Below are 22,549 nucleotides of genomic sequence, written 5' to 3'. Positions count from 1 at the left end.
TGGCTTATGCCGGGGCTGTTTCTTTTCGGCGCACGGTTTTTGCTGCAACGGGCATCAGTTCTCCTGTCTCCGGCGCAAAACTGTCGCTACGTGCCATCTGCCACATCCGCGCATAAAACTCGCTTTCAATCGAGCCACTGAGCAATTCGCCTGGCTTGAGGAACGTGTGCAGGTCCGAAAACAACCCGATTTCGCTGGGGCTGACGCGCCGGGCCAGGTGCTTGGGCTTAAGCTCCGAAGGGTGCTCCAGGCCTGCCGCCGCCAGCATTTCGGCCAGTGCGTGCAGCGTGTTGCGATGGAAGCTGGCCACCCGTTCGGCTTTGTCTGGCACCACCAGGGCGCGCTGGCGCAGTGGGTCTTGCGTGGCCACGCCGGTCGGGCATTTGTTGGTGTGGCAGCTTTGCGACTGGATGCAGCCAATGGCAAACATGAACCCGCGTGCCGAGTTGACCCAGTCAGCGCCGATGGCCAGCACGCTGGCAATGTCGAAAGCACTGACGATCTTGCCCGCAGCGCCAATGCGAATGCTGGAGCGCAGGTTCAGGCCAACCAACGTGTTATGCACGAACATCAGGCCTTCGCGCATGGGCACGCCCATGTTGTCGCTGAATTCGCGTGGTGCCGCGCCGGTACCGCCTTCCTTGCCATCCACAACGATGAAGTCCGGCGTGATGCCGGTGGCCAGCATGGCTTTGGCAATGCCCATGAACTCCCACGGGTGGCCCAGGCAGAACTTGAAACCCACAGGCTTGCCGCCCGACAGCTCGCGCAGGCTGGCCACAAACTGCAGTAACTCGACCGGTGTGCGGAAGGCGCTGTGCGCCGCCGGTGAGATGCAGTCCTCACCTACGCGCACGCCACGGGTTTCGGCGATTTCAGGGCTGACCTTGTGCCCCGGCAAGATGCCGCCGTGGCCCGGCTTGGCGCCCTGGCTGAGTTTGATCTCGATCATCTTCACCTGTGGCGAGCGGGCCTGTTCGGCAAAACGGTGCGGGTCGAAACGACCGTCCGCCGTACGGCAGCCGAAGTAGCCGCTGCCGATTTCCCAGATCAGGTCGCCGCCGTGCTCACGGTGGTACGGGCTGATGCTGCCTTCGCCCGTGTCGTGGGCAAACCGGCCCATGCGCGCGCCGCGGTTGAGGGCCGCGATAGCGTTGGCGCTGAGCGCGCCAAAGCTCATGGCCGATATATTGAAGATCGAGGCCGAGTAGGGTTGGCGGCATTGTGGCCCGCCAATGGCGATGCGAAACGATGCCGGGTCAGGCGTGGCCACTGGCAGCATCGAATGGCTAATGAATTCGAACCCGGGCTTGTAGGCATCGTTGAGCGTGCCGAAGGCTTTCTCGGCGCTTTCGTTCTTGGCGCGGGCATAGACCAGCGAGCGCTGCGAACGGGAGAACGGCAGCTTGTCGTCGTCACCCTCGATCAGGTACTGGCGGATTTCCGGGCGGATGGTTTCGATCAGGTAGCGGATATTGCCGAGGATCGGGTAGTTGCGGCGCACCGCATGGTGGCTCTGGCGCAGGTCGTTGAGCCCGACCAGGCTGAGCAGGGCAGTAATCAGTGTGATTGGCCAGAGCCAGGCATGTTGGGGCAGCAGCGGCAGGCTGGCGAAGGTGAGCAACAGGCAGATGACGAGGCAGGCGTAGCGGCTGGGCAGAGAGTGATTCATGGGTCCATCGCAGGCAGGATGACCGGGCATAGGATAGGCAAAGGCGGGGGAGGGAAAACCTGGGTAAACGGTAAAAGACTGTTACCTGATTGCGCAGTCCCATGTTGTGGGAGCGGCCTTGTGTCGCGATGGGCTGCGCAGCAGCCCCAGGTATTGGTGTCACGGCACAAACCGCCGGGGCTGCTGCGCAGCCCATCGCGACACAAGGCCGCTCCCACAGAAAAATAGCGTTAGCCAGGCAGCAGTATGCTGACCCGCAACCCACCGCCCTCGCGGTTCGACACCCTCAGCTCACCACCATGGCTGGCGGCAATCCGCTGGGCAATGCTCAACCCCAGCCCATACCCGCCGGATGCCTGGTTGCGCGACCCTTCACCACGCACGAACGGATCGGTAATGGTTGCCAGCAGCTCCGGCGCGACCCCAGGCCCGCGGTCGTCGATATGGATGAACACTCCACTTACCGCCCGTTCCAGCGTGACCGAAACATGCTTGGCGTAGCGCAACGCATTCACCAGCAAGTTTTGCAGGCAGCGCTGCAACAGCAAGGCATCTACCCGCAAACTACCCACCTGGCCGTGCACCGGAAGGGGTTCTTCGGCAGTGGCCAGGTCTGCACACTGGCGCGCAACCAAGCGGTCCAGGTCCACCTGCTGCAAATTCTGCTGCTCCCCCGCACGCAGGTAGTCCAGAACCTGGCCGATCATGTCGTCCATCTGCGTGATGTTCTGCCGCAGGCGCTGGCGGTGTTCGTCGTCTGGCAGCCGCTCCAGGCGCAGGCGCATGCGGGTCAGCGGGGTGCGCAGGTCATGAGACACGGCGGCCAGGAAGTAGGCCTTGTCATTGACCATGGCAATCAGCCGCTGCTGCATGGCGTTGAACGCCTGCGCCGCCTGGCGCACTTCTTCCGGGCCATCCAGCGCCAGGGGAGGCTGCTCGAGGTTGCCGCCCAGGCCGCGCGCTGCGTCGGCCAGGCGTCGCAACGGGCGCAGGCACAGGCGCACGGTAATCAGGCACACCAGCAATACCGCGACAATCCGCAGCGCATACACCCGCAACAGGTAGTCGCTGATCAGCACCCAGGCCGATTCGCCACTCCAGCCCTGCAGTTCCTGGCCCTCAATGGTCAGCCAGTGGCCATCGGCCAACGGCACTGCAAACTGGATATGCGCCTGGGCCGTGCGCAGGCCGAACAGGCTGCGCCAGACAATCGGCTGACCCAGCTCATCGGTCAGTCGCACCTGCATCAGGCGCACGTCCTGGGCATGCCCCAGCTCGTACTTGAGGGCCTGTTGCAGCAACAGCTCGATGCGCCTGCGCCCGCGACGCTCGTCATGCTCCGCCGTGGGCAGGTGCTCGGCGCAGCGCAGCTGGTAATGGGCTGGCGCCTGCAACGTGCCACCGTGGCAGTCGGCCTGGGCAATCAGCGGTGCACTGCGTGCAGCGATCAGCCTCACCGGGGCTTCGAGCACCTGGGCAAAGCGCACATCAAACCAGATGCTGCTCGACATCAACTGGATCAACAGCGTGCCGCTGACCATGATCAGCAGCAACTGGCCAAACAAGGTGCGCGGCCACAGCCGGCGAAGCCAGCGCATGTCAGGCATCGGCCGCGAGGTTGGCGATACTCAGCAAATAGCCTTCATTGCGGATGGTGAGAATTTGCGCGGCCCCCGCCGGCGCGCGGCGCAGTTGCTGGCGCAGGCGGCTGATGCACATGTCCACCGAACGGTCGTCGGGCAGGTGGTCGCGGCCAAACGCGCTGCGGGTCAGCTGGTCGCGGGACACTACCCGGTTGTTGGCGTCCAGCAGTTCGCGCAGCACGCGGTAGTCGGAGCGCGGCAGGGTAAGGGTTTCGCCATCCGGGCGGGTGAGCAGACGCTTGACGTGTTCAAGGCGAAAGCCTGCGAACTGCTGGGCATCCACCACGGCGGGCTCGTCGGCGGGGGGATCCAGGCGTTGCGGGCGACGCAGCACGGCCTTGATCCGGGCGATCAGCTCGCGTGGCTCGAAAGGCTTGGCCAGGTAGTCGTCGGCACCCACTTCCAGGCCGATGATGCGGTCCAGCGTGCTGCCCTTGGCCGACAGCATGATTACGGCCAGACCACGCGTCGCTTGCAACTGGCGGCACAGGCTAAGGCCATCTTCACCCGGCAGCATCAGGTCGAGCACCACCAGGTCCACCTTGTGCCGGGCCAGCTGTTCGCGCATCTGTTCACCCTCGGCTGCCGCTAGCACGTTGTAGCCGGCATCGGTCAGGTAATCACAAAGAAGTTCGCGGATCTCGTCGTCATCGTCGACAACCAGCAAGGTCGTGCTCATGCGGAAAAACACCTGTTCGGTGAGGGCCGGTGGCGCTCGTTACGTTCAATTACATCCCCGTACATGTCGGGTCTGGAGCCGGGAGGGCCGATCCCTAGAATCCTAACAAAAAATCATCTGCAAATACGAAGCCTTCCCAAATGAATCCCAAGCGCATCCCGAAAGTGTTCACCCCCATCAGCCAAAGTGGCAGTCGCCTCAAGCCGCTGGCGTTCTTCGTGGCCGTCGCCATCAGTGGCGGGGCCGCAGCTGCCGACGGCAAACCCCTGGAGCTGGACGCCACGCAGATCGAAGACAGCGCTCTGCTGCCGGCCGACGATGCTGGCCAGCTAGGCTATACGGTCGAGAGCACCCGCAGCTCCACAGGCCTGGCGCTGACGCCACGCCAGACGCCGCAATCGGTCACCACCATTACCCGCCAGCAGATGGATGACCGCGACATCCACACCATCGAGCAGGCGCTGGAAACCACGCCGGGGGTAACGGCCAACAAATCCGAGGTGGGTGGGCGTACCGACTACCGTGCCCGTGGTTACTCGATCAGCAACTGGAAGGTCGACGGCCTGCAGACCCAGGGCGGGTCCGATTTCAGTGGCAGCGGCAATGCATTGAACATGGACCTGTACGAAGGCATCGACATCGTGCGCGGCGCCAACGGCCTGCTGGGCGGCACCGGCGACCCCTCCGCCACCGTCAACCTGATCCGCAAGGCACCGACCAAGACGTTCGGCGGCAGCGCCTACGCCACTTACGGCAGCTGGGACAAACGTCGCCTGGGTGCTGACCTGAATCTGCCCCTTTCCGAGGATGGCCGCCTGCGCTCGCGCTTCGTGATGACCCAGCAGGACGCCAACTCCTTCCGCGACAACCAGTCCGAGCGCTCTCGCGCCGCGTTGGCCAATTTCGCGTTCGACCTGGACGACGCCACCACACTGGGCGCCGGTTACCAGTATGAATACAACAAGGTGGTGGGCGGCGGCTGGGGCGCGAACATCCCGATCTGGTACCGCGACGGCAGCAAGACCGACTTGCCGCGCAGCACCAACGTGGTGCCCAGCTGGAGCTTTGGCGAGTACACCACCCGTACGGCGTTCGGCTCGCTTGAGCACCGCTTCGACAACGACTGGACCTTGGACCTGAAAGCCGCCCAGGCGACTACCGAAGCCTTGAACCACCGCGGCCTTGCCAAGGTGAACTCGGCTGGGCGCGGCAGCTACGGCGGCTATTGGGACCAGGACGGCAGCGGCGCGGTGCTGAACGGTTTGCACAGCTCCAGCGACACCACCCAGCAGTCGGCGCAGATCGACCTGTCGGGCCCGTTCCAGCTGTTCGGCCGCACCCACCAGGCCATGGTCGGCTACAACGACAGCCGCACCGTCGGCTGGTCGCCCCAGTACACCTGCACCATGGTCGGCGATGGCATGGCCAGCGCACCTGCACTGGGTTGCCAGTTCCGCGCCAATAACGGCTTCCCGGTCACGGACTGGCACAATGGCGTGGATGACGACTACGACCTCATCGCCTCGGGCACCGGCCTTCACAGCAAGACCACCACCCGCCTGCAGGGCATGTACGCCGCCACCCGCCTGAGCATCACCGACCCGCTGTCGGTGATCGTTGGCTTGCGCACCAGCAACTATTCTTCTGTGACCCGCAGCGTGGCCGGCGAGCGCAGCAGCCAGGAAGAAAACGGCATCGTCACCCCCTACCTGGGCGCCGTGTACGACCTCAATGACAACTACTCGGTATATGCCAGCTACACCGACATCTTCACCCCGCAATCATCTGAAACCAGCAGTGGCAGCAAGGTCGAGCCGATTCGTGGGCAAAGCTACGAGACCGGTATCAAGGGTGAGTGGTTCGATGGTCGCCTGAACGCCTCGGCGGCGTACTTCCGCACCAAGCAGGAAAACAAAGCCGTGCTCGACGGCGACCTGACCACCCCGACTGGCGGCAACGCGTACAAGGCCGGTTCCGGCCAGGAAACCGACGGTATCGACCTGGAAGTTGCGGGCGCCCTGAGCCCCAACTGGAATGTTTACGCCGGCTACACCTACCTGCACTTCCGCCGCGTCGACAGCGACGGCCGCAGCGACCCGTCGCACCTGTTCAAGGCCTCGACCACCTACCGCCTGAGCGGCCCGCTCGACCGCCTGACCCTGGGCGCTGGCGTGACCGCGCAAACCAACATCCGCGCCATTTCTAGCCCGGCTGGCCAGCCCACGAACGGTGTGAGCAATGGGGCCACTGACGTGAACTGGTCCGGTTATGCCATCTGGAATGCCATGGCCAAGTACCAGCTGACCGATGAGACCAGCGTCAGCCTCAACGCCAACAACCTGTTCGACAAGCACTACTACACCCAGTACGGGTTCTATGCCGGGGCCATCTACGGCGACCCGCGTAACTTGTCGGTGACGGTAAGCACCGCGTTCTGACCAACCGTTCCCACAGGTCTGCGCGCGGTCCCTGTGGGAGCGGGCTTGCGCGAACACGGGCGAAGCCCGTGCCATCCACCACGGTGTCGGTTTGGGGGTAAGCCCGCTCCCAACCGGCCCTCTCTCAGCTGGGCTTTGCCGCGTGCCCTGTATCAACCGGCTTCTCCAAATGGCCCTCGAAGCTATCCCAATCTTCGCCAAACAGCTCCACCGGATGCATGGTCCGGTCTGCGCCATTGCCACAGGCTAGCGCCTTGGCAGGGCAGTACAGGTCGCAACCCCAGCAGATACGCTCGGGGTGGCGAGGGTTTGTGGGGAATCTCTTGGCCATGCTCATCCTCCCTCAGGGCTACCTGGTTTGAACGTAAACCCCTGGCCAAGCTTATGGCTTGATCGGCATCAATCTCGCCCCATGCAATGGCCCCATGTGCTTGCTGATGGTGGCACGCGCAGCGACCTCAATCCGTACGATGGCATCAATGATCAGCAGCAACAAGCGCCGGTCACAATCGTATAGCGTTGGGAGCTCACGCAACCGCATGCCAGGCCTGAAGGTTTGGCTGGCATCATTCGGTATCTGAAATGGGCGCATGTGGGGTGTCGGCAGAAGAAGCTGATTGCTTCAAGAAAAAAGTCAGTCGCTGGTGAGTAGACGTTCTGCCAATACACTGAGGTGAATGTTTTACAATCTTGCGAGCCCCGCCGTGGTGGGCTATCGCAGAGTCGATGATGCGCTTTGCTGTATCGCAAAGGGAGTTGCTTTGGAGCACCATTCAAGTGGCAAGCGCGGCGTGAGCTACGATCCGCCGCAGCGGCGGCAACGCACGCACATCCCTTCCATCATGCGCCGGGTGACGCTGGGCGTTGTGGTCGTCTGGTTGGCACTTGTGGCAAGCCTGGGCGGGTGGATAGCGCAGCGCCTTACAGCAGAAGAGCTCGACAACCTGTCGGCAGGCGCCGAATACGAGGCCCAGATCACGGGGCGTGTGGTAGACCGCCTGTTCACCGAGATGGCCAGCGTGGCCAACATGGTGGCCCGTCAAAGCGAGGTGATCCAACTCGCCGCCCGATATCGCCATGATCCACCCGGCTTCGCGGCACTCACGCGTGAGGAGCGCGCTGCGAATTTCACCCGTGACCCGCTGGTGCGAAGCGTGGGTGATTTCATGGATAGATTGGCCAGCGATCTCCACTATGGCCGTATCTACATGAACAACCTCTCAGACGATACGGTGACGGCCAGCAACTGGGCGGAGTCATTCAGCATCGTTGGCCAGATCTATACGGGCAGGGCCTACCTGCTCGATGCATTGCGCACCGGCAGTGGTGAAATGTTCGGCATCGCCCGCCTGAACAAAACCCCCTCCTATTTCGTAGCCAGCCGCATCGACGATGCCGACGGCAAGCCACTTGGCTCTGTCACGGTCAAGTTCGATGCCCCGGACATAGCCCTGTACCTGACAGGGCGTCACATAGCCTTGATAGTGAACCGTCAGGGGCGCGTGACCACCGCGTCCAGCGATCCTTTCATGCTGCGTAACGTGGCGGCACTGCTGCCGCCCGATATTCGCCGGCCTCTGGATAGCGACGAAGAGCTGGGCGAGCCCATGGATATCCGCGCTGTGGCAGACGCGGGTCAGGCCAATCAATGGCTCATTGACGGGCACCCTTATCTGGTGCATCGCCAGCCTCTGAACGACGCGCAATATCAGCTGCTGACGCTGGCAAAGCTTGATCACCTGCAGCCGATGCGTCAGCAGTATTACTGGACCGGTGCCTCTGTAGCAGCGCTCGGGTTGATCTTGATCTTGCTCTCCAGCCGTGTGGCCGGGCAGATGCTGTTGCGCCGCCAGGAAGAACGCTATGCGGCAAACTATGACGCGCTGACCGGGTTGAAGAATCGGCGTGCAATCCTGGCTGCCTTGCATCGGCATTTCGCGTTGGCGAAGCGAACGGGGCAGGGGGTGCTGGTGGCGTTTATCGACCTCGATGAATTCAAGGCGATCAACGACACGTACGGGCACGAGGTGGGGGACAAGTTCCTGATCGAAAGCAGCCGGCGCCTGCAGGGTGGATTGCGGGCGTCGGATGAACTTGGGCGCTGGGGCGGCGACGAGTTCGTTGTGATCGGCTTGACCGCTTCTGTCCACCCGGACGAAATGGCCAAAACTGCAGCAGCGATGCGCAGACGGCTGGTGCCGCTGCTGATTGGTAGCTACGAGTTTGACGACTGCCGGTTCGATTATGCGGGTGCGAGTTTTGGTATTACGAGTGTTGATCCCGCTGCGACTTCGCTGCAGGCCGCGCTTAAAGCGGCGGATCAGTTGATGTATGCCGATAAAGAGGTGCGGCGAGGGTTGCGGAGGGTTTGAGAGGGGTGAGGGTGAGGGGGCATAACGACACTGAAAACAAAAAAGGCCCACCTTTCGGTGAGCCTTTTTTGATACTGCGTATGGTGCGGCACCAGGAGTCGAAAAAATACCTATCAAATTGATTTATAAAGATTTTTATTATTCTTGTGCGGTTTAATATCTCTAAAAATATCCTTTGGCACCCGTTCGACCCTTTCTAAATTCAGACAACATTGAACGATGAACACACACAGAACCCAGCAGCGCCAAGGCTGGCCGCCGCCATGGGGAGGTCTGTAGAAACCTTGTACTTTCCTCTGCGTAGCTCTCATAGCGGGAAGTTTTTTGGTTGAAACGCAAAAGCGATGCGGCGGCAATTTACGCTGGGAGCGTAGACAGTCCCTACAAGGCCGCAATACTATAGTGCCATTACGCTCGCGAGTTTTGCTAAGATTTGGCTAATTGGGAGTTCTGAGGGCGAAGAAATGGATCTCGTACCTATCACGCTGGGTCCAAATTTTACTACGCTGATGCCTGATTTGATCTCCCCGAATTGGCAGAGATCTCGCCAAGCTGAAAGAAATGCGATGTCTGGCTCGGAGCGCCTTTGCTAGGGAAAATGCCACGAAATTTTGTAACAAAATATAATTCTTACTGAATTGCGGTGTTATATGGATATAAAAAGCATCAAGTCTCTTATTGCGTCCTCTCCCCCGGCATCAGCCCTTATTTCTGGGGTTAAAACAAACACTGTTGGGCAAAACGTGTCGTTTCAGCTACTTCACGGATGGGACATCGCGCTAGCCCATAAGTGTGATACTGAATGGACCGCAAAAAATATCGAAATACTTCGCTGCGTGCAAAGCTCAGTGGCAAGTGAAGAAGAATTACTAAAAAAAATATCTGATCTGCATATGGAGGACGCTCACTGGCGATGGAGTGCTAAAGCTATTCATCATATTGCAGAAGATTATGACTGGTTTTTTTATAAGGCTGAGGATGCCATCCAGGCTGCTTGTCTTATATATCATCCGAAAGATAGTATTATAGATGGTCAAGGGATTTTTTACATAGAGTATATCGCAGTGGCACCATGGAATAGACCTAATCCATTGAGTGTCGCACGATTTAAAGGCATAGGCTCTGATTTAATTAGGTATGCATCAAAGTACGCGACTGACACCTTAGGTCTGCGCCCTGGTTTTTCATTGCATTCGTTACCCAAAGCTGCTGCGTACTACAATAAGATTGGCATGACTTGCTTCCCCGAGAGAAATAAAGAGAGCCTTGATTATTACGAGATGGCTAGGGAAGCCGCTCAAGTATTCGGAGCTGCAGCCAATGGATGATAAGAATGAGTTCGAAGATTTTTTCGTCTCTACTTCTGATTGCACTCCCGAAAGACTTCTGAGTGCGTTGAAGTCTTACTCTGAAATTTCTAAAAAGCTAGGATCTGACGACCCCCTTGTTTTTAAAGACCTACTGTCGGGAGCAGCTGGCAGTGCGCTATTTAGGCGCAGCGGTACTGCTAAGGAAACCGAAACCTTCCTCTGGCTTTCTCAAGTACAACGCTACGCTGAAATAGTAGTTTCAACTGGAAAGGTTAAAGGATTTAAAGGGTTGCCCAAGGAAGTATTAAAAGATTTATCCGGGCTGTCCTTAAATCCTGAGAATTTGAAGCAAGTATCCAGCTATCTCTGGCAGCATGGAGTTGTGCTGGTTTTCTTGCCTCAAAGTTCCGGCATGAAGACTGATGGAGTATTCTTCAAACTCCAGTGTGGAACTCCTGTTGTTGGTATGACGTTGCGATATGATAGATATGACTATTTTTGGTTTACATTGATGCATGAGCTGTCTCATGTTTCAATTCATTATGATCGTTTTAATGAACCTCACTTCGACTGTCTTGATGATCTTGGTGAAGACATTATTGAGCTAGAGGCAAATCAGCTAGCCAAAGAGTCCTTTATTAGTCGCAGCGATTGGCGATCTGCTTCAGTACGGAGACATCGTAATGAAGATGAGTTGCTTAAAGATGCGCAGAAATTTTCGATGCATCCTGCAGTTCTTGCCGGTTTTGTAAGGCATGATTTAGGAAACTATACTCTTTTCAACAGCGTTATCCATGAGATAAGCGTCAAAAGGATGATCAGCTCAGATGCCTAAGTACATTCCATTCCTGAAAGCCAAAGCTAATGAATTTGGCGCGATCAAGTCTCTTAGCAAGGAAAGAAAAAAACTTGTCGCTCCTTTCTTCGATCTACCTTTGAAGAAAGATATGGATGCTAAAGTATTAAAGAAGACTATAGAGACTGCTGCTCGGAAATTTTGTCTGAATATGAAGGGCGTTCCCGAATATTTCGTAGATGACTACGATATTCCAGATTCTATCCTAATCGGCGGCCGTCCCAGCTACGAATATCTCGCAGCATGCATGCTTGCTCAAGACCTAAATTTCAATCCAGTGGTTGGGGTAGATCGTACCGCTGATCGAAATTCTTGTGTGTTTACACCTGCGATTACTAGAGCTGTGAATAACAGGCGAATCGCTTTGCGTGTTTCCAGCGATGATCTGGTCAGTTATAGCCTTATTAGAACAGATATTTTGGATCTCATAGCCATGGGGAAGGGTATATATGATCGATGGGTGCTCGTTATAGACAACAGGGTTTGCAAGGGAGTTGACGCGATTGCTCGTGGCGCGCAGATAAAAGCGTTTTGTGCAGCAGCAGTTGCGGATCATGCATACGAAGCTATTGTTATTACAGGTTCTACACTTTCGCCAGTAGCAGGCGACATACTTTCAACTAATAGCGAAAAGCATCTGGATCGCAACGAAATTGCTATCTACAGCAGCGCTATCTCTGGACTCACCGGTCATAATGTGATTTTTGGGGACTATACTATTGTGAGTCCTGACTACTCGGACTCTGATATTGATCCGCGCAATATGCTAAACGTTACCGCACCTAAGGTTGTCTACTCTTATGAGGATAAGCACTATATAGTACGTGGCGGGGGGATTAAGACACATGCACGAGGGTTTAAGCAATACAACGATATAGCCGCAACTATAGTCGCAAAGAGCTTCTTCCGGCACGGAAATTCGGAAGGCGATTTGTATCTGGTTGAAAAAGCTGCAGGGCTTGGATCGACGGTCATGCCCGGTAGTGTCTTAAAGCCTACAATTAACTCCCACATCTCATTTATGCTTGATCTTTTGTAAGTGTCCTAAGCACAAGGGCTTTGCCTATCGTCAGGCTAAGCTCTTGGGCGCCGAAGGCCTGGGAGATGAGAAAAGATAGAGAGTCTCTGTTTATTTTGTTCTGAATTTTATCCTCTATGCTGCTTGCGATTTCAAATAATTCATTTCGCCAGAGAGTCAAAAGCGCTATCTGCTTGTCAAATGCAACGCTTTTCTGAGCTTGGCGAACTGGTCTGAAAATAATTTTACCCGTAGAGTTTTCTTTCGCTTCAAGCACTCCCCAATGGATAGGTGCAATTTTAATTGCTTTTGCTATGTGCTTAGACGTGGTTACTAAAGTGACCTTTCTGAAAGCGAGGTCATAATATATACCTTGCTGAGCAATTCTTTCGACTTTATCACCATCCCCCTTAATTTCGTAACAATGGGCCTCTTTATGAACTGCAACAACATCCGCAATAGCATTGCCGTTGTGAACTCGTAGTTCTTCAATGAGAGCTTTAGGCTGAGGGTGAGCATTTCTTAACCTAGCCAGCAGCGCAAGACGAATTAATGAGTCATTTAACATCTTAGTTATATGCTCGCAACATAGTTAAATAAATTGTATTGAAATAAAATTAGTATAGTTTTCATCTTGCATGTGGCATTTGTCTAAGCTGTACTGATATTGATTTTAACTAAATGCACGCTATCTGATTTGCCGATGCCTCATCACTGATGCTTAATAGGTCAGGCCGAGCGGGCTTCATTATATCATCGACATCAAGAAACCGCCCCAGCGCAGGCAGTGCAAATCGACATTTCTAGCCTTGAGCAAGGGACATGCAAGCATTGCAGCAGTTCCTCGGCCACTGGCCACTCGGGGCGCGAAAGCTTGGCAACCGGCAGCCATTATCACATAACAATTTACCGGCGAATGAGGCCGACCCTTTACCCTGGGCCGCCTCGGCTTGGCCGACTGCTGTCAGTCGTGATCTTCAGATCAAAGTCTCGCTTACAGATTGAAAACCCATGTCGTTCCTAGACGTTGAGTGAGCAGTCGTACTGTCAGCACGTAATAATACCGCGTTGCGTCGCTGCGTTTGCGTAGGCGATGCTCCAGGAACCAAACGACATGCTTTCGCTGCCAAGCCCAAGGTGTTTTCAACTGCCACCGCTCTGCAATCTCAGCCTGGATGATTTTCGCCTGCCGTACATGGCGTCGCCGGGTTGCGTGTGAGCCGGTCAGCACTCCAGCCAAGAACAGCTCCATGTCGAATGGCTTACTCATACTCGCCCCCCAATGTAAGCCGCGACCACGTCGATCCGACCGTGCCCCAGCTCATAGCTGAGTTGCCTCCGGGCCTCACGATCAAGGTTCCTATCTACCTGGCAACAATGGCCGCCGTTGATGGGCGCGTGGTGTTGAGTAATTTGCTCATAGCGCTCACATGCATAGGCCGCTCGTAGCTCATGGAAGCCTTTGAGGTTGTGTGCATGCAGGATGTCGCGCGCAGGGCGGATGATTTCTTGTAGGAGACTCAGGTAGCTTTCGTATGGCGCAATCATGTTGTGGCTACCGGCAGGCGACACCTGCCTTGCAACCCCAAGTGCACCTCGAACTTGATCATCGACCGAAATCCAGCGGGGTGCCGAGGCTCCCGCGCGGCCGCCTTTGGTGCCGTCCTGAATGTTGATTCTGCCTAGGTCTTCAGCCTCACGGCTCAGCCGTGGCAGATCAGCTAAGATGGCCTCACGTAAGCGCATGCCTGTGGCTCGCGCCAATAGAACAATCGCGGCGGCTCGTTGCTGATGATCGCGGTAAAGCGCGTCGACGATCTGCTTAACCTGTTCGCGGTCTTGGCCCTGTGGCACTGAATATCGGACCCCGACACGCTGCATGCCCAACGCCTTGCTCGGACTTGGCAATTTCACGCACTGATCACCGCGAAGCGCAGCCATGGTCCTGTTAACGCTGGATAGCCGGTTTTGTGCCGTGCTGACGGCGAGGTCACCGCGCCCAACCACATCGCGCAGATACGCTGCATAGTCCGCCAATACCTTCCGATCAATCTGCCGCGCATCGTTGATACCCGGTCCCTGTTCGGAGCGGCACCACTTCACGAATGCCTGCCACCGATCACAGTGCGCCTTGACCGTGCCGTAGTGGCCGCCGCCGAACATGTCCTTAAGCGCCTGCGGCCCTGCGTAGCTCAATTGTCTGCCGTAACCGAAATTGCGGCCATCGCGTCTACCCACCAATGCCATGCCAGTCACCTCATCTTCCGATCTCCGATCCTCGCCCCACGTCATCCCGCCAAGAATGTTGAGTGTTATCAGGGATCAAGGCCCCTGCGACCTGTGGGGATGTCCTCTAACGCGGGACTGGCGGCTCCTTACGACCGGGAGCAAGGGCATCTCATGATCTGGCCTCCTGAGCACCGTTACCGGTGGGCGGGTGGAGGCTGCATTGGCTGACGAGACCAGTGCCGCGAGATCCTGAGCCGGGTGAGCGCAGCAATGCGATGACCGGGGCATGCCTGACTGTCAGTCAGGTGCAGTCCATTCCTTGGTCTGCGGCACCATCATCTACATCGCTGTTGCTGGTGACATCGGCGTTTGTCACGCCGATTGTCACGAGTGAAGTTGCCGCAAAGCCAAATGCGATGAGGGCTGCAGCAGTGTTAGACGCGCCCGTCTCTTTCCAGGAGAAAGAGACGGGCGCAGGTTGGCGCACGCGAAATGGCCAAGCGGATAGGTTGCTGCTGAGCAGATGGGTAGGGTGGTTGCCGCAGGGGCAACGATATTGAGTTGGCATCCATCACATGGGTAGTGACCGTACGAGCTGCCGGACGCGAATCGTACTTGCGGGTGAACCACCGCGGGAGCGGCGTGACCTTTAAGGTTCGGGTCACCTGGGGTGCTGTCATCGACAGCTCTTGCGACTCCCGGTCTACGCTTGTGGACAATATTCGTCAAGCATCGCGATATCAGGGATTTAGCGCCTGTGGATAAAACTATCCCCCGGTGGACATCAGTGGTTTTCCACAGACGTAAGCTGTGCCAGCAGTTTTTTTCTTAGGTATGCTCCTTTCAAACGGGGCGGCTTTGCAGCCCCGTTTGAAAGGACCCGCGCGGAGGAGCTTCATGCGGTGCTGTGGGTAAATTCACCGCAAGTTGAGGTGGTGGCGCGGCGGGTTACTCGCTCATCTTGGCACTGCGAAGACGCGTGACGTTCTCGCCCGTTTGCTTGGCAAACTCATGCGGCGTCACATGGTCCTCGCGGTTCGCCTCCAGAAACCGGCTCCACCAGGTCATGATCATCCGGCGCTCTTCGAGGAACTCGGCCTTGTGGGTATAAGCGGCGCGCACGTTGTTGCGTTCTTTGTGGCTCATCTGCCGTTCGATGGCCGTCTCTGACCAAAGTCCGGATTCGACCAGCGCACTGCACGCCATGGCTCGGAACCCGTGGCCGCAGATATCCACTTTGGTGTCATAGCCCATCGTCCTTAGCGCGGCATTCACCGTGTTCTCAGACATCGGTTTCCACGGTTTGGCATCTCCCGCGAACACCAGCTCGAACTTGCCGGTGATCGCGTGGATCTGCTCAAGCAAGCCCACTGCTTGCGGCGATAAGGGTACAACGTGAATGTCTCCGGCCATTTTCGTACCCCTTGTGGAAAACGGTACGCCGTCGAGCGCCGGGCGAGTGTCGGGGATCTCCCAGATGCCGCGATTGAGGTCGAACTCGTTCCAGCGGGCGAAGCGCAGCTCACTGGAGCGTACGAACACGTGCAGCGACAGCATCACGGTAAGGCGTGTGAGTGGACGACCTTTGTAGTCGTCGATGCGTGCTTGCAGCTCTGGCAGCCGCGATAAGGGTAGTGCGGGTCGATGTGTAACCCGTGGTGCTCTGATCGAGCCGTCGAGGTCGTGAGCCGGGTTCGCGGTGATCAGCCGCAGCCGTTTGGCTTCGCGCATGATGCTTTGCAGGTAGTTCTTGATCCTGAGCGCCACGTCGATGGTGCCGCGCTTCGTCACCGCTTCCAGTGGCTGCATGAGGTCGTGGGTGTCCAACTCAACGATTGCCCTGGCACCGAGCAAAGGGAATACATGAGTCTTCAACCGGCTGAGTACAGTCTTGGCGTGGCCCGGCGCCCACTTGGGCACCATCCCGGCATACCAATCGAGCGCAACGCTTTCGAAGGTACGGCCATTGATTACGGCTTGCACCTTGGCCTGCTGCTTGGATTGGATGGGGTCAATGCCGTTGGCGAGCTGCTGTTTAAGCTCGAAGCGCTTGTGGCGAGCGTCAGCCAGCCCGACCACCGGGTAATTGCCGAGTGAGGTGAGGCCCTCGCGACCATCGGGCTTCACGTACCTGAGCCGCCAGCCTTTGCGACCGTTGGGCTTCACGAGCAGGTAAAGGCCATCGCCGTCAAAAAGCTTGTACTCACGTTCGCGAGCCTTTGCAGTGCGGCAGGCGTTGTCGGTAAGGGGAGCCGTTGTGCGAGCCATAAGGGTACTTTCCAATGTCGAATTGGTAGGTATCCTTAAAAGTACCCTTATTAGCGCTGGCTACCCTCGGAATCCGACGGAACGCCAAAACGAAAAAACCCGCCAAAAGGCGGGTTTTTCGGGGGTTCCAGAGATTTTGAAAGCTCTCTATGGAACCTTGAATGGTGCCGGCACCAGGAATCGAACCCGGGACCTACTGATTACAAGTCACCTGCACACAACAATTAAATCAATGACTTATGCCATTTTCTTGTTACGTGCCAACACCCGAAAACCCAGTGTTTTCAGGGGGTTGCAAGGGCTTGTTACGCAAGGGGGCGGGGGGGCTTTGTATCGGAAGGGTCTACCAGGGGAAGGCTGAGGTCGTAGATGTCGAGCATGGCTTCGTCACGGTGGCCGCTGGCCTCCTGTTTGTCTGCTCGAGTACCTGGTGTATCGGTGATGCCGCGGCGCTTGAGGTCGTGCAGGCCATACCGCTCCTCCTCGAGGATTACACCGGCCGCGACGGCCTTCGTCATGAACCGCTGCCATGCCGTGTCCAGCCCTGACTTGCTCAGGGCCGTGCCTTGGCTGCCAACGATCAGCGGCCGCCGCTCCGGGCGCAGGGGCGTGGGGAACTTGCGAGCAGTCCAGATCTTCAGCCGGTAGGCCTTGGCCTCGTCCCATACGGCCCGCAGACGCGGGGTCCAGCGCACTATGTTGTCCCGGCTGCCTTTCCGGCGGTTGGTCTGAACCCCTTCCTCGAGCTCGTTGGCGTCGGTCAGCGTGACGACCTCGATGCCGCGCAGCCGGCACAGGTAGGCCAGTTCCATTGCGATACTCAGGTACACCGGGCAACTGCTGGGCTCGTTGCGATGCAGGCGGCCGAGCGCCTTGGCCCGATCGATCATTTCTTCCATTACCGATATAGATGGCAGACGGCGCTGTCGGCGCTCTTTGGGCGCCTCAATGCCCTGGGCGGGGTTGCTGTCCAGGTAGCCGCGATTGCGGCCCCACATCATGACGCGGCGCAGGTATCGCAGCACATGGGCAGCTTTTGAGGGGGTGCCCTCGCCTGAGATCTTGTCGACCAGGCGCTGCACCAGAGCGGGAGAGAAACGCCGCACCGCCAGATCGCCAAGAGGTTTGCCCATCCTGGTTGGTTGGTTCACCAGGACTTCGCGGCAGTAGACGTAATCGGCCTTGGTACGGGGCGTCAGATCATCTTTGAACTGTGGGCTCAGGTGGAACTGGTCGCACAGGTAGCGCAGGGTTTCGCGGTCAGCGTTGCTGACTTCGTCCATGATGCGATGCAGTTCGACCATTGTGGCGTCCGCCGGCGCAACGTTGCGCCGGCACTGTTTGCCATGTTCGTCGCGGTGGGAGGTGTACCAGACCCCGGAGCCCCGGTGGTCAAAGTAAATAGCCGCGGGGAGCACGGCTTGGTCGATGTGACTTGGGATATGCGGATTGTGCTTCCGCTTGCGGGCCTTCTTCATAGGATGTCGGCGTCGTATCGCTCCGATTGGCCAGGGCCAACGCCGCCGGCACGATTGATAAGGTCAATGGTAGTCCAGGGCCCGGACTTGCCCCGGAACATGCGGATGCCCTGCTGGACCAGGGTTCGCTCAACGTCCGATCGACGCTGATAACCGGTGATGCGTTGGAGGTCCTCAAAGCTGAGAACGTCGCTGATTCCATTCCCCATACTATGTCTCGCAAAAGCGCCTGCCGGCATTATCGTTTAATGCCGGCAGGGTGATTATTAGAAGTGGTAAGCAGAGTTTCTAGGAGCTACTGAGTCAGCCATAACAGAATCCCATCAACCCCGTGACCCACCATGTCACGCGTTGAGCCAGCTCAAACGCGAGGCCTGCGCTGAACCCCGTGAGCAGCGCTACTTTGATGATTGCCGTGTTGGTCATTTTGGCTTTCTATCAGCGCTGTGCGGTGAACTGGACGTGTGAGTCGGTGCTGCAGCGGTTGGCTGCGAACAGATCCGGCTGTGCCATCTGTGCGCCAAGCTTGTTGGCCAAAGCCCGAGCAGCTGCATCGGCGCTGATGGTGCTACTGGCGGTTAACTTCTCGCCTCGAGCCCGGGCTGTATACGTGCCGGCGCTCAAGCGAACGGTGATCACCAGGTCGTCTGTTCTTTGGGTGCTGTTCATTCGGCACCGCCATGGTCCGCCAGACCTGGGTTTCCGTACTTCGCAGCGCCGCATTTGCAGCGGTAGAGCCCAACCTTGGTGATGCGGCCCACACGGCCTTTAAGGTGGCTGGTCACGACATTGCGCACGAATTTCCAGCTGTGGCGTTTGCCCAGGGTACAGGCCTTCATGCTGTAACCCCCTGAGCAGCGGTATGGAGCTTGGCTACCGTCAAGCCCTCTTGTTCCCAGTGCTCCGCCAGGTGCGCGTCCTGTGTCCAATCCTCTACGTTGCCATCTCGCAGTTGAACGAACATGAACGGCTTCTGCTGTCGTGACGGTTCGTTCGCCAGTAGCAGAGCCTCCATGTACCGGATCGCGTCCATGACTTCGTCAGGATCTTCGTCGAACACCTTTCTGGCTGTTGCCACAGCGCGGGCAACAGCGGTTCGCCAGTCTGCGGGTGGATGCTCTACTGGTTCATCTGCTGCCCACCCAATGGCCCGGCGCCGATGCATGAGGTTGAGTGCACTACCAGCACCTTGGGTCAGGTGCGGGGGTTGGTGGCAATTGCCGGCTGCCAGATCCTCGACGAACTCTTCCAGAGCCGCCATGGCCGCCAGCTCGTGACCCCGACTCCAGGCAACAATCTCGCCACCGTCGAACTCTCGCGGGATCGTTGTGCCATGGGCGCCACGTATGACGATGGTGTCGTACCGCGGTGTGGTAGCCTGCTCGGCGCCGACTTCTGGGGTTTCTACTTGCATGTGGTTCTCCTTGGGATTGGCTGGTGCCCGGGAGCGGCAACTCCTTGGCACCACTTCGTTTTCAAATCAGTTCCGGCGGGCCAGGTGCACGACCAGGTCATCGAACTGGGCGTCGTCCTCGACGGAGGATTGCCAGGCCAGCACGTTGTGGATCTGGGCCCTGGTGCAATCGTCGACCAGGATCTCGCGCTGGCCACCGTTTACCCGGACTTCCAGGATCGTCAGCAAGCCGTCCTCGGCGTAGGCGCCGGCGTTGATGACGGGGTAGTTGTGGCCGGCCTGTACCAGGCGGTCTTGCTCCTGCTGCAGCTGGCTGCGACCGCAGGCACTGGCGTTTCCGATCAGCACGCGAATTTGCATAACGACTCCTTGCTCAGGCCTGGAACATCCAGCACTTGACGATGGGTTGTTTGGAAATGGTGTAGTTGCCGGTCTTGGCCTGGTGCGCGCGTACAGCACTATCGACGGCCTTGTTGACCTCGATGAGCTTGTGGGAGCGGGAATCCTTGAGCCGATCGCGCAGCTCGTTGATGTCGGCCAACTTCTGCCGGTGCTCGGCCGCACACTTGACGAAGTCGTTGAGGTTGATGGCGATGAGGTGGTCTTTTTTGCTGTGGTTAACCACTGGGCCGTCAGCGTCCAGGCCTTGCAGGTACTCGTACACCTCCCAGAATTCGGCTACGACAGGGTGATCAGAGCTGATCGAGGCTTGGCGCTCGATCGCCATCCTCACGAGTTGGGCGCGGGTGTGGTTCACCTGGTCATCGCTGAGGGGCAGCACCAGGCGCAGGCAGTCGAGCAGGGCCATCATTTGCGCGTGGTTGTAGATGATCCGCTCTACGCGGATGTAACCGCTGAGCTTGTTGCCGCAGTGGTTACAGTGGTTTTCCTCGCCTTGGAACTGGTTACCGCAGGCGAAGCAGTGCGAATGCAGTGCACGCAGCTTGGCCTCATAGACCGGCAGGCGATCCGCGAACAGCTCCAGGACCTCAGCCTCTTTCCGTACTGCCCGCAGCAGGAAGTTACTGAGCAGCGCGCCGTCCAGTCCATTCAGGCGATCGGCCGCGGCGCGGCTTTCAACCGTCACCTGGGGGCGAACGAAGTGCAGTTTGACGATACGGGTCATGATCGCCTCGGACGCCACAACTGGAGCGTTCTGGCTGATCGCGATGGTGCCGCGGAAGGGCGGCTCGTAGGTTTCGTTGCCGGCGGTCTTGACGCCCTTGGTCGCCAGCGTGCCGCCGCCGAAATAGTCCTTCAACTCGTCCCACTCGAAGGTCTTGGCGTGGCTCTTGTCATCGCCGCTGCGATCGGATTCGAGCAGAACGACCGGCATGCCGGATACCTGCCCCATCAAGCGGCTGCGGCCTGCCTTGGTCGACTTGGCAGGGTCGAAACCCTCGTAGCCTTCGCGGCCGAACAGCTTCCACAGCAGGGTGAGCAAGGTGGTCTTGCCGGCGCCGGCCTCGCCGGTGGCCTCCAGGAAGGGGAAAGACTGGTACCGGTGGCGGATCTGCTCGGCGAACAGTGAGCCAAACCAGAAGTTGAGAGCGACGATGCCCTGGGCACCGAAGCAGGTCCACAGCAGGTCCAGCCATTCCGGGCTATAGCGCTTGTCGTCCCGCTGCAGCGCCATCTTCACGCCCTTCTGCAAGCTCTTGAGCTTGAGCTTGCCCATCTCGAAGAATTCCTCTTCGTTTACGCCCACGATCTGGCCATCACGGACGGCCACTTCGTTGAACACGTAGCAGCCGTATTCGCGGCTGTAGCCGATGTAATCGATGGTCTGGACGGTTTTGATGCCGAAAAGCTGGTCTTTCATGATCTTGTCCAATTGCTGTCCACTACCGGTGAACACGGCTCCGGCACCCATGCCGAGAAGTCTTTTCTTGAATTCGCTTGCGGTGGCCACCTGGCTGCCGGTGAAGGTGTTCTTCACGGCCGCGCCGTCGTGCGGGAAGTCGACGCGGAAGAAGTACCAGGACTCGTCGGTGATTTCGTTCCGCTGGTAATACAGGGCCTTCGGATAGCAGTTCGCGATCTCGACCACGCAGCCGGACATGCGCAAAGCCTTGGCCCGTCGCCCTTTGTCGTTGAGTTGCTGGTCTTCCTGGCTCTCGCTGGAATCCAGTGCCTGCATGGCGCTGTTGAACTTGGAAATGTCGAGGCGCCACCAATAGAGGCGGGAGTCGAAGCCAAAGTGGAATTCCTCGCGCTCGCGCCACTGGTACAGCAGCAGTGCCTTCTCCACCGCGCTCTCTGCGATCAGCAGCGCACCGTGGTGCTTAGCCTCGTCCAGGTCGTGCTTGATGCGGTCTGCCCGGGCTTCGTCGTCGTCCAGGAACGCCCAGCGCTGATGCAGATCGTTCCAGTCGACCTTGCGGGCGTCCGGTTGAGGGATCTGGGCCGCTTCGCAGGTGAACCCGAGCGCCCTGGCCTGCTTGACCCACACCTTGGTGTACTTGTGTGCACCTGGTTCGTTGTCGAGCGCCCAGATGAGCTTCGGCGTCTTGCCCTCGCAGGTGGCAATCAGGGCCTTGAGGGACTCCTCGGGGTAGGCGTTGGATGACAGCGCAGCCACGGCAGCGATGCCGTTATGCAGCAGAGCGATGGCGTCGAAGATCCCCTCGACGATCCACAGCTCTTTCACCTCCTGCAGGTCGACGCCGGGCGGGCACCACCAGTGGCCTTTGTAGCTCTTGCCTGGCTGGAAGCGCGCCTTCTTTTTGCCGAACCGTGCCGGCTGATCGATCAGGCGCTCCCAATACCCACCGTGCTCGAGCGGGAAGCGTACTGTTGCAGAGCCAATGCCCAGCTCGCGGTCGAAGTAGTTCTCCTGGGTATACCAGCCCTTGACCAGGTTGAGGTCGAAGCCACGGGCAAATGTGAGGTAGGCGATAGCGCTTGCCGCCGGCTCTTTGTCGGTGGCAGGGGCGCGCTTACTCCAGTCGTCGAACAGATCCGGGTAGATCTCTTTAACGGGTGCCATGTAACGGCACTTTTCCTCACGACCACAGCGAATGAACCACGGGTTATCGTGCCGGGAGAACAGGCGTTTCTGGCTGCACTGCGGGCAGGTGCCCTTGCGCATGTAATCGGTGCCCGCCATGTGTTGCAGGCCGAAGTCGCTTTCCAGGCGCTGCAATACGTCTGCGCGCAGCTGGACTTCCAT

General features: G+C 58.2%; 21 protein-coding genes. 5 read left to right on the top strand and 16 right to left on the bottom strand.

Translation table 11 applies throughout. From position 1 onward, the window contains the following. Positions 1–4 precede the first annotated feature (4 nt). From J3A71_RS27795 to J3A71_RS27785, 3 genes are all read right to left on the bottom strand, one after another. Positions 5–1,672, bottom strand: a complete 1,668-nt coding sequence (locus tag J3A71_RS27795; RefSeq protein WP_016484430.1) for an FMN-binding glutamate synthase family protein — start codon at positions 1,670–1,672, stop codon at positions 5–7. Between the two features lie 230 nt (positions 1,673–1,902). Beyond that, positions 1,903–3,270, bottom strand: coding sequence for an ATP-binding protein (locus J3A71_RS27790; protein WP_096426925.1), 1,368 nt, complete (start codon positions 3,268–3,270; stop codon positions 1,903–1,905). Position 3,271: 1 nt separating this feature from the next. Then, a complete protein-coding gene (locus tag J3A71_RS27785) occupies positions 3,272–3,994 on the bottom strand; it encodes a response regulator (protein WP_096425465.1) in 723 nt (240 codons plus the stop codon). Between the two features lie 140 nt (positions 3,995–4,134). Here J3A71_RS27785 and J3A71_RS27780 point away from each other — a divergent pair, with 140 nt between their 5' ends. After that, a complete protein-coding gene (locus J3A71_RS27780) occupies positions 4,135–6,432 on the top strand; it encodes a TonB-dependent siderophore receptor (protein ID WP_096425466.1) in 2,298 nt (765 codons plus the stop codon). Between the two features lie 124 nt (positions 6,433–6,556). Here J3A71_RS27780 and J3A71_RS27775 read toward each other — a convergent pair whose 3' ends face one another. Both J3A71_RS27775 and J3A71_RS27770 read right to left on the bottom strand, forming a co-directional pair. Further along, positions 6,557–6,763, bottom strand: a complete 207-nt coding sequence (locus J3A71_RS27775) for a DUF3079 domain-containing protein (protein ID WP_024717587.1) — start codon at positions 6,761–6,763, stop codon at positions 6,557–6,559. Between the two features lie 51 nt (positions 6,764–6,814). Further along, positions 6,815–6,973 (bottom strand): Abi family protein, encoded by a 159-nt coding sequence (locus tag J3A71_RS27770; protein WP_231995332.1) that lies wholly within the window; start codon positions 6,971–6,973, stop codon positions 6,815–6,817. 220 nt (positions 6,974–7,193) lie between these two features. On the opposite strand from J3A71_RS27770, the gene J3A71_RS27765 reads away from it, so the two are divergent. The 4 genes from J3A71_RS27765 (at position 7,194) to J3A71_RS27750 (ending at position 12,009) form a co-directional block, all read left to right on the top strand. After that, complete coding sequence (locus J3A71_RS27765) at positions 7,194–8,804, top strand: sensor domain-containing diguanylate cyclase (RefSeq protein ID WP_209953656.1); 1,611 nt, start codon at positions 7,194–7,196, stop codon at positions 8,802–8,804. Between the two features lie 650 nt (positions 8,805–9,454). Then, positions 9,455–10,132 carry an N-acetyltransferase gene (locus J3A71_RS27760; RefSeq protein ID WP_139137839.1) on the top strand — a complete coding sequence of 226 codons (678 nt, stop codon included), beginning with the start codon at positions 9,455–9,457 and terminating at the stop codon, positions 10,130–10,132. Beyond that, on the top strand, positions 10,125–10,949 hold the full coding sequence (locus tag J3A71_RS27755) for an ImmA/IrrE family metallo-endopeptidase (protein ID WP_139137840.1): 825 nt from the start codon (positions 10,125–10,127) through the stop codon (positions 10,947–10,949). The genes J3A71_RS27760 and J3A71_RS27755 overlap by 8 nt, the downstream gene beginning before the upstream one ends. Beyond that, positions 10,942–12,009 carry a beta family protein gene (locus tag J3A71_RS27750; protein ID WP_054888396.1) on the top strand — a complete coding sequence of 356 codons (1,068 nt, stop codon included), beginning with the start codon at positions 10,942–10,944 and terminating at the stop codon, positions 12,007–12,009. The genes J3A71_RS27755 and J3A71_RS27750 overlap by 8 nt, the downstream gene beginning before the upstream one ends. Here J3A71_RS27750 and J3A71_RS27745 read toward each other — a convergent pair. The 11 genes from J3A71_RS27745 to J3A71_RS27705 all read right to left on the bottom strand — a co-directional run bounded on the left by J3A71_RS27745 (position 11,990) and on the right by J3A71_RS27705 (position 22,549). Further along, positions 11,990–12,556, bottom strand: coding sequence for a sce7726 family protein (locus tag J3A71_RS27745; RefSeq protein ID WP_139137841.1), 567 nt, complete (start codon positions 12,554–12,556; stop codon positions 11,990–11,992). The genes J3A71_RS27750 and J3A71_RS27745 overlap by 20 nt on opposite strands. Before the next feature lie 426 nt (positions 12,557–12,982). Next, a complete protein-coding gene (locus J3A71_RS31565; RefSeq protein WP_082423648.1) occupies positions 12,983–13,258 on the bottom strand; it encodes a hypothetical protein in 276 nt (91 codons plus the stop codon). After that, positions 13,255–14,235, bottom strand: coding sequence for an integrase domain-containing protein (locus tag J3A71_RS27740; RefSeq protein ID WP_054888398.1), 981 nt, complete (start codon positions 14,233–14,235; stop codon positions 13,255–13,257). The genes J3A71_RS31565 and J3A71_RS27740 overlap by 4 nt, the downstream gene beginning before the upstream one ends. A gap of 930 nt (positions 14,236–15,165) precedes the next feature. After that, positions 15,166–16,485 (bottom strand): integrase arm-type DNA-binding domain-containing protein, encoded by a 1,320-nt coding sequence (locus tag J3A71_RS27735; protein ID WP_054888399.1) that lies wholly within the window; start codon positions 16,483–16,485, stop codon positions 15,166–15,168. 305 nt (positions 16,486–16,790) lie between these two features. Next, positions 16,791–17,963 (bottom strand): integrase, encoded by a 1,173-nt coding sequence (locus tag J3A71_RS27730; RefSeq protein ID WP_029885337.1) that lies wholly within the window; start codon positions 17,961–17,963, stop codon positions 16,791–16,793. Beyond that, positions 17,960–18,172 carry a DUF4224 domain-containing protein gene (locus J3A71_RS31560; protein WP_029885336.1) on the bottom strand — a complete coding sequence of 71 codons (213 nt, stop codon included), beginning with the start codon at positions 18,170–18,172 and terminating at the stop codon, positions 17,960–17,962. The genes J3A71_RS27730 and J3A71_RS31560 overlap by 4 nt, the downstream gene beginning before the upstream one ends. 229 nt (positions 18,173–18,401) lie before the next feature. Continuing rightward, positions 18,402–18,632 carry a hypothetical protein gene (locus J3A71_RS27725; protein WP_029885335.1) on the bottom strand — a complete coding sequence of 77 codons (231 nt, stop codon included), beginning with the start codon at positions 18,630–18,632 and terminating at the stop codon, positions 18,402–18,404. Continuing rightward, the gene (locus J3A71_RS27720; protein WP_172901721.1) at positions 18,629–18,802 is read right to left on the bottom strand and encodes a hypothetical protein; all 174 of its coding nucleotides are present in this window, start codon (positions 18,800–18,802) and stop codon (positions 18,629–18,631) included. Before J3A71_RS27720 ends, J3A71_RS27725 begins: the two co-directional genes overlap by 4 nt. After that, positions 18,799–19,377: a hypothetical protein gene (locus tag J3A71_RS27715; protein ID WP_230584435.1), complete on the bottom strand. Its 579-nt coding sequence runs from the start codon at positions 19,375–19,377 to the stop codon at positions 18,799–18,801. Before J3A71_RS27715 ends, J3A71_RS27720 begins: the two co-directional genes overlap by 4 nt. A 66-nt stretch (positions 19,378–19,443) precedes the next feature. Then, positions 19,444–19,737 carry a hypothetical protein gene (locus J3A71_RS27710; protein WP_029885333.1) on the bottom strand — a complete coding sequence of 98 codons (294 nt, stop codon included), beginning with the start codon at positions 19,735–19,737 and terminating at the stop codon, positions 19,444–19,446. Positions 19,738–19,750: 13 nt separating this feature from the next. Further along, a complete protein-coding gene (locus J3A71_RS27705; RefSeq protein WP_029885332.1) occupies positions 19,751–22,549 on the bottom strand; it encodes a toprim domain-containing protein in 2,799 nt (932 codons plus the stop codon).

Source organism: Pseudomonas sp. PvP089 (assembly GCF_017875165.1).
Lineage (GTDB): Bacteria > Pseudomonadota > Gammaproteobacteria > Pseudomonadales > Pseudomonadaceae > Aquipseudomonas > Aquipseudomonas fortuita.
This window is presented reverse-complemented; position numbering and strand designations above follow the sequence as displayed.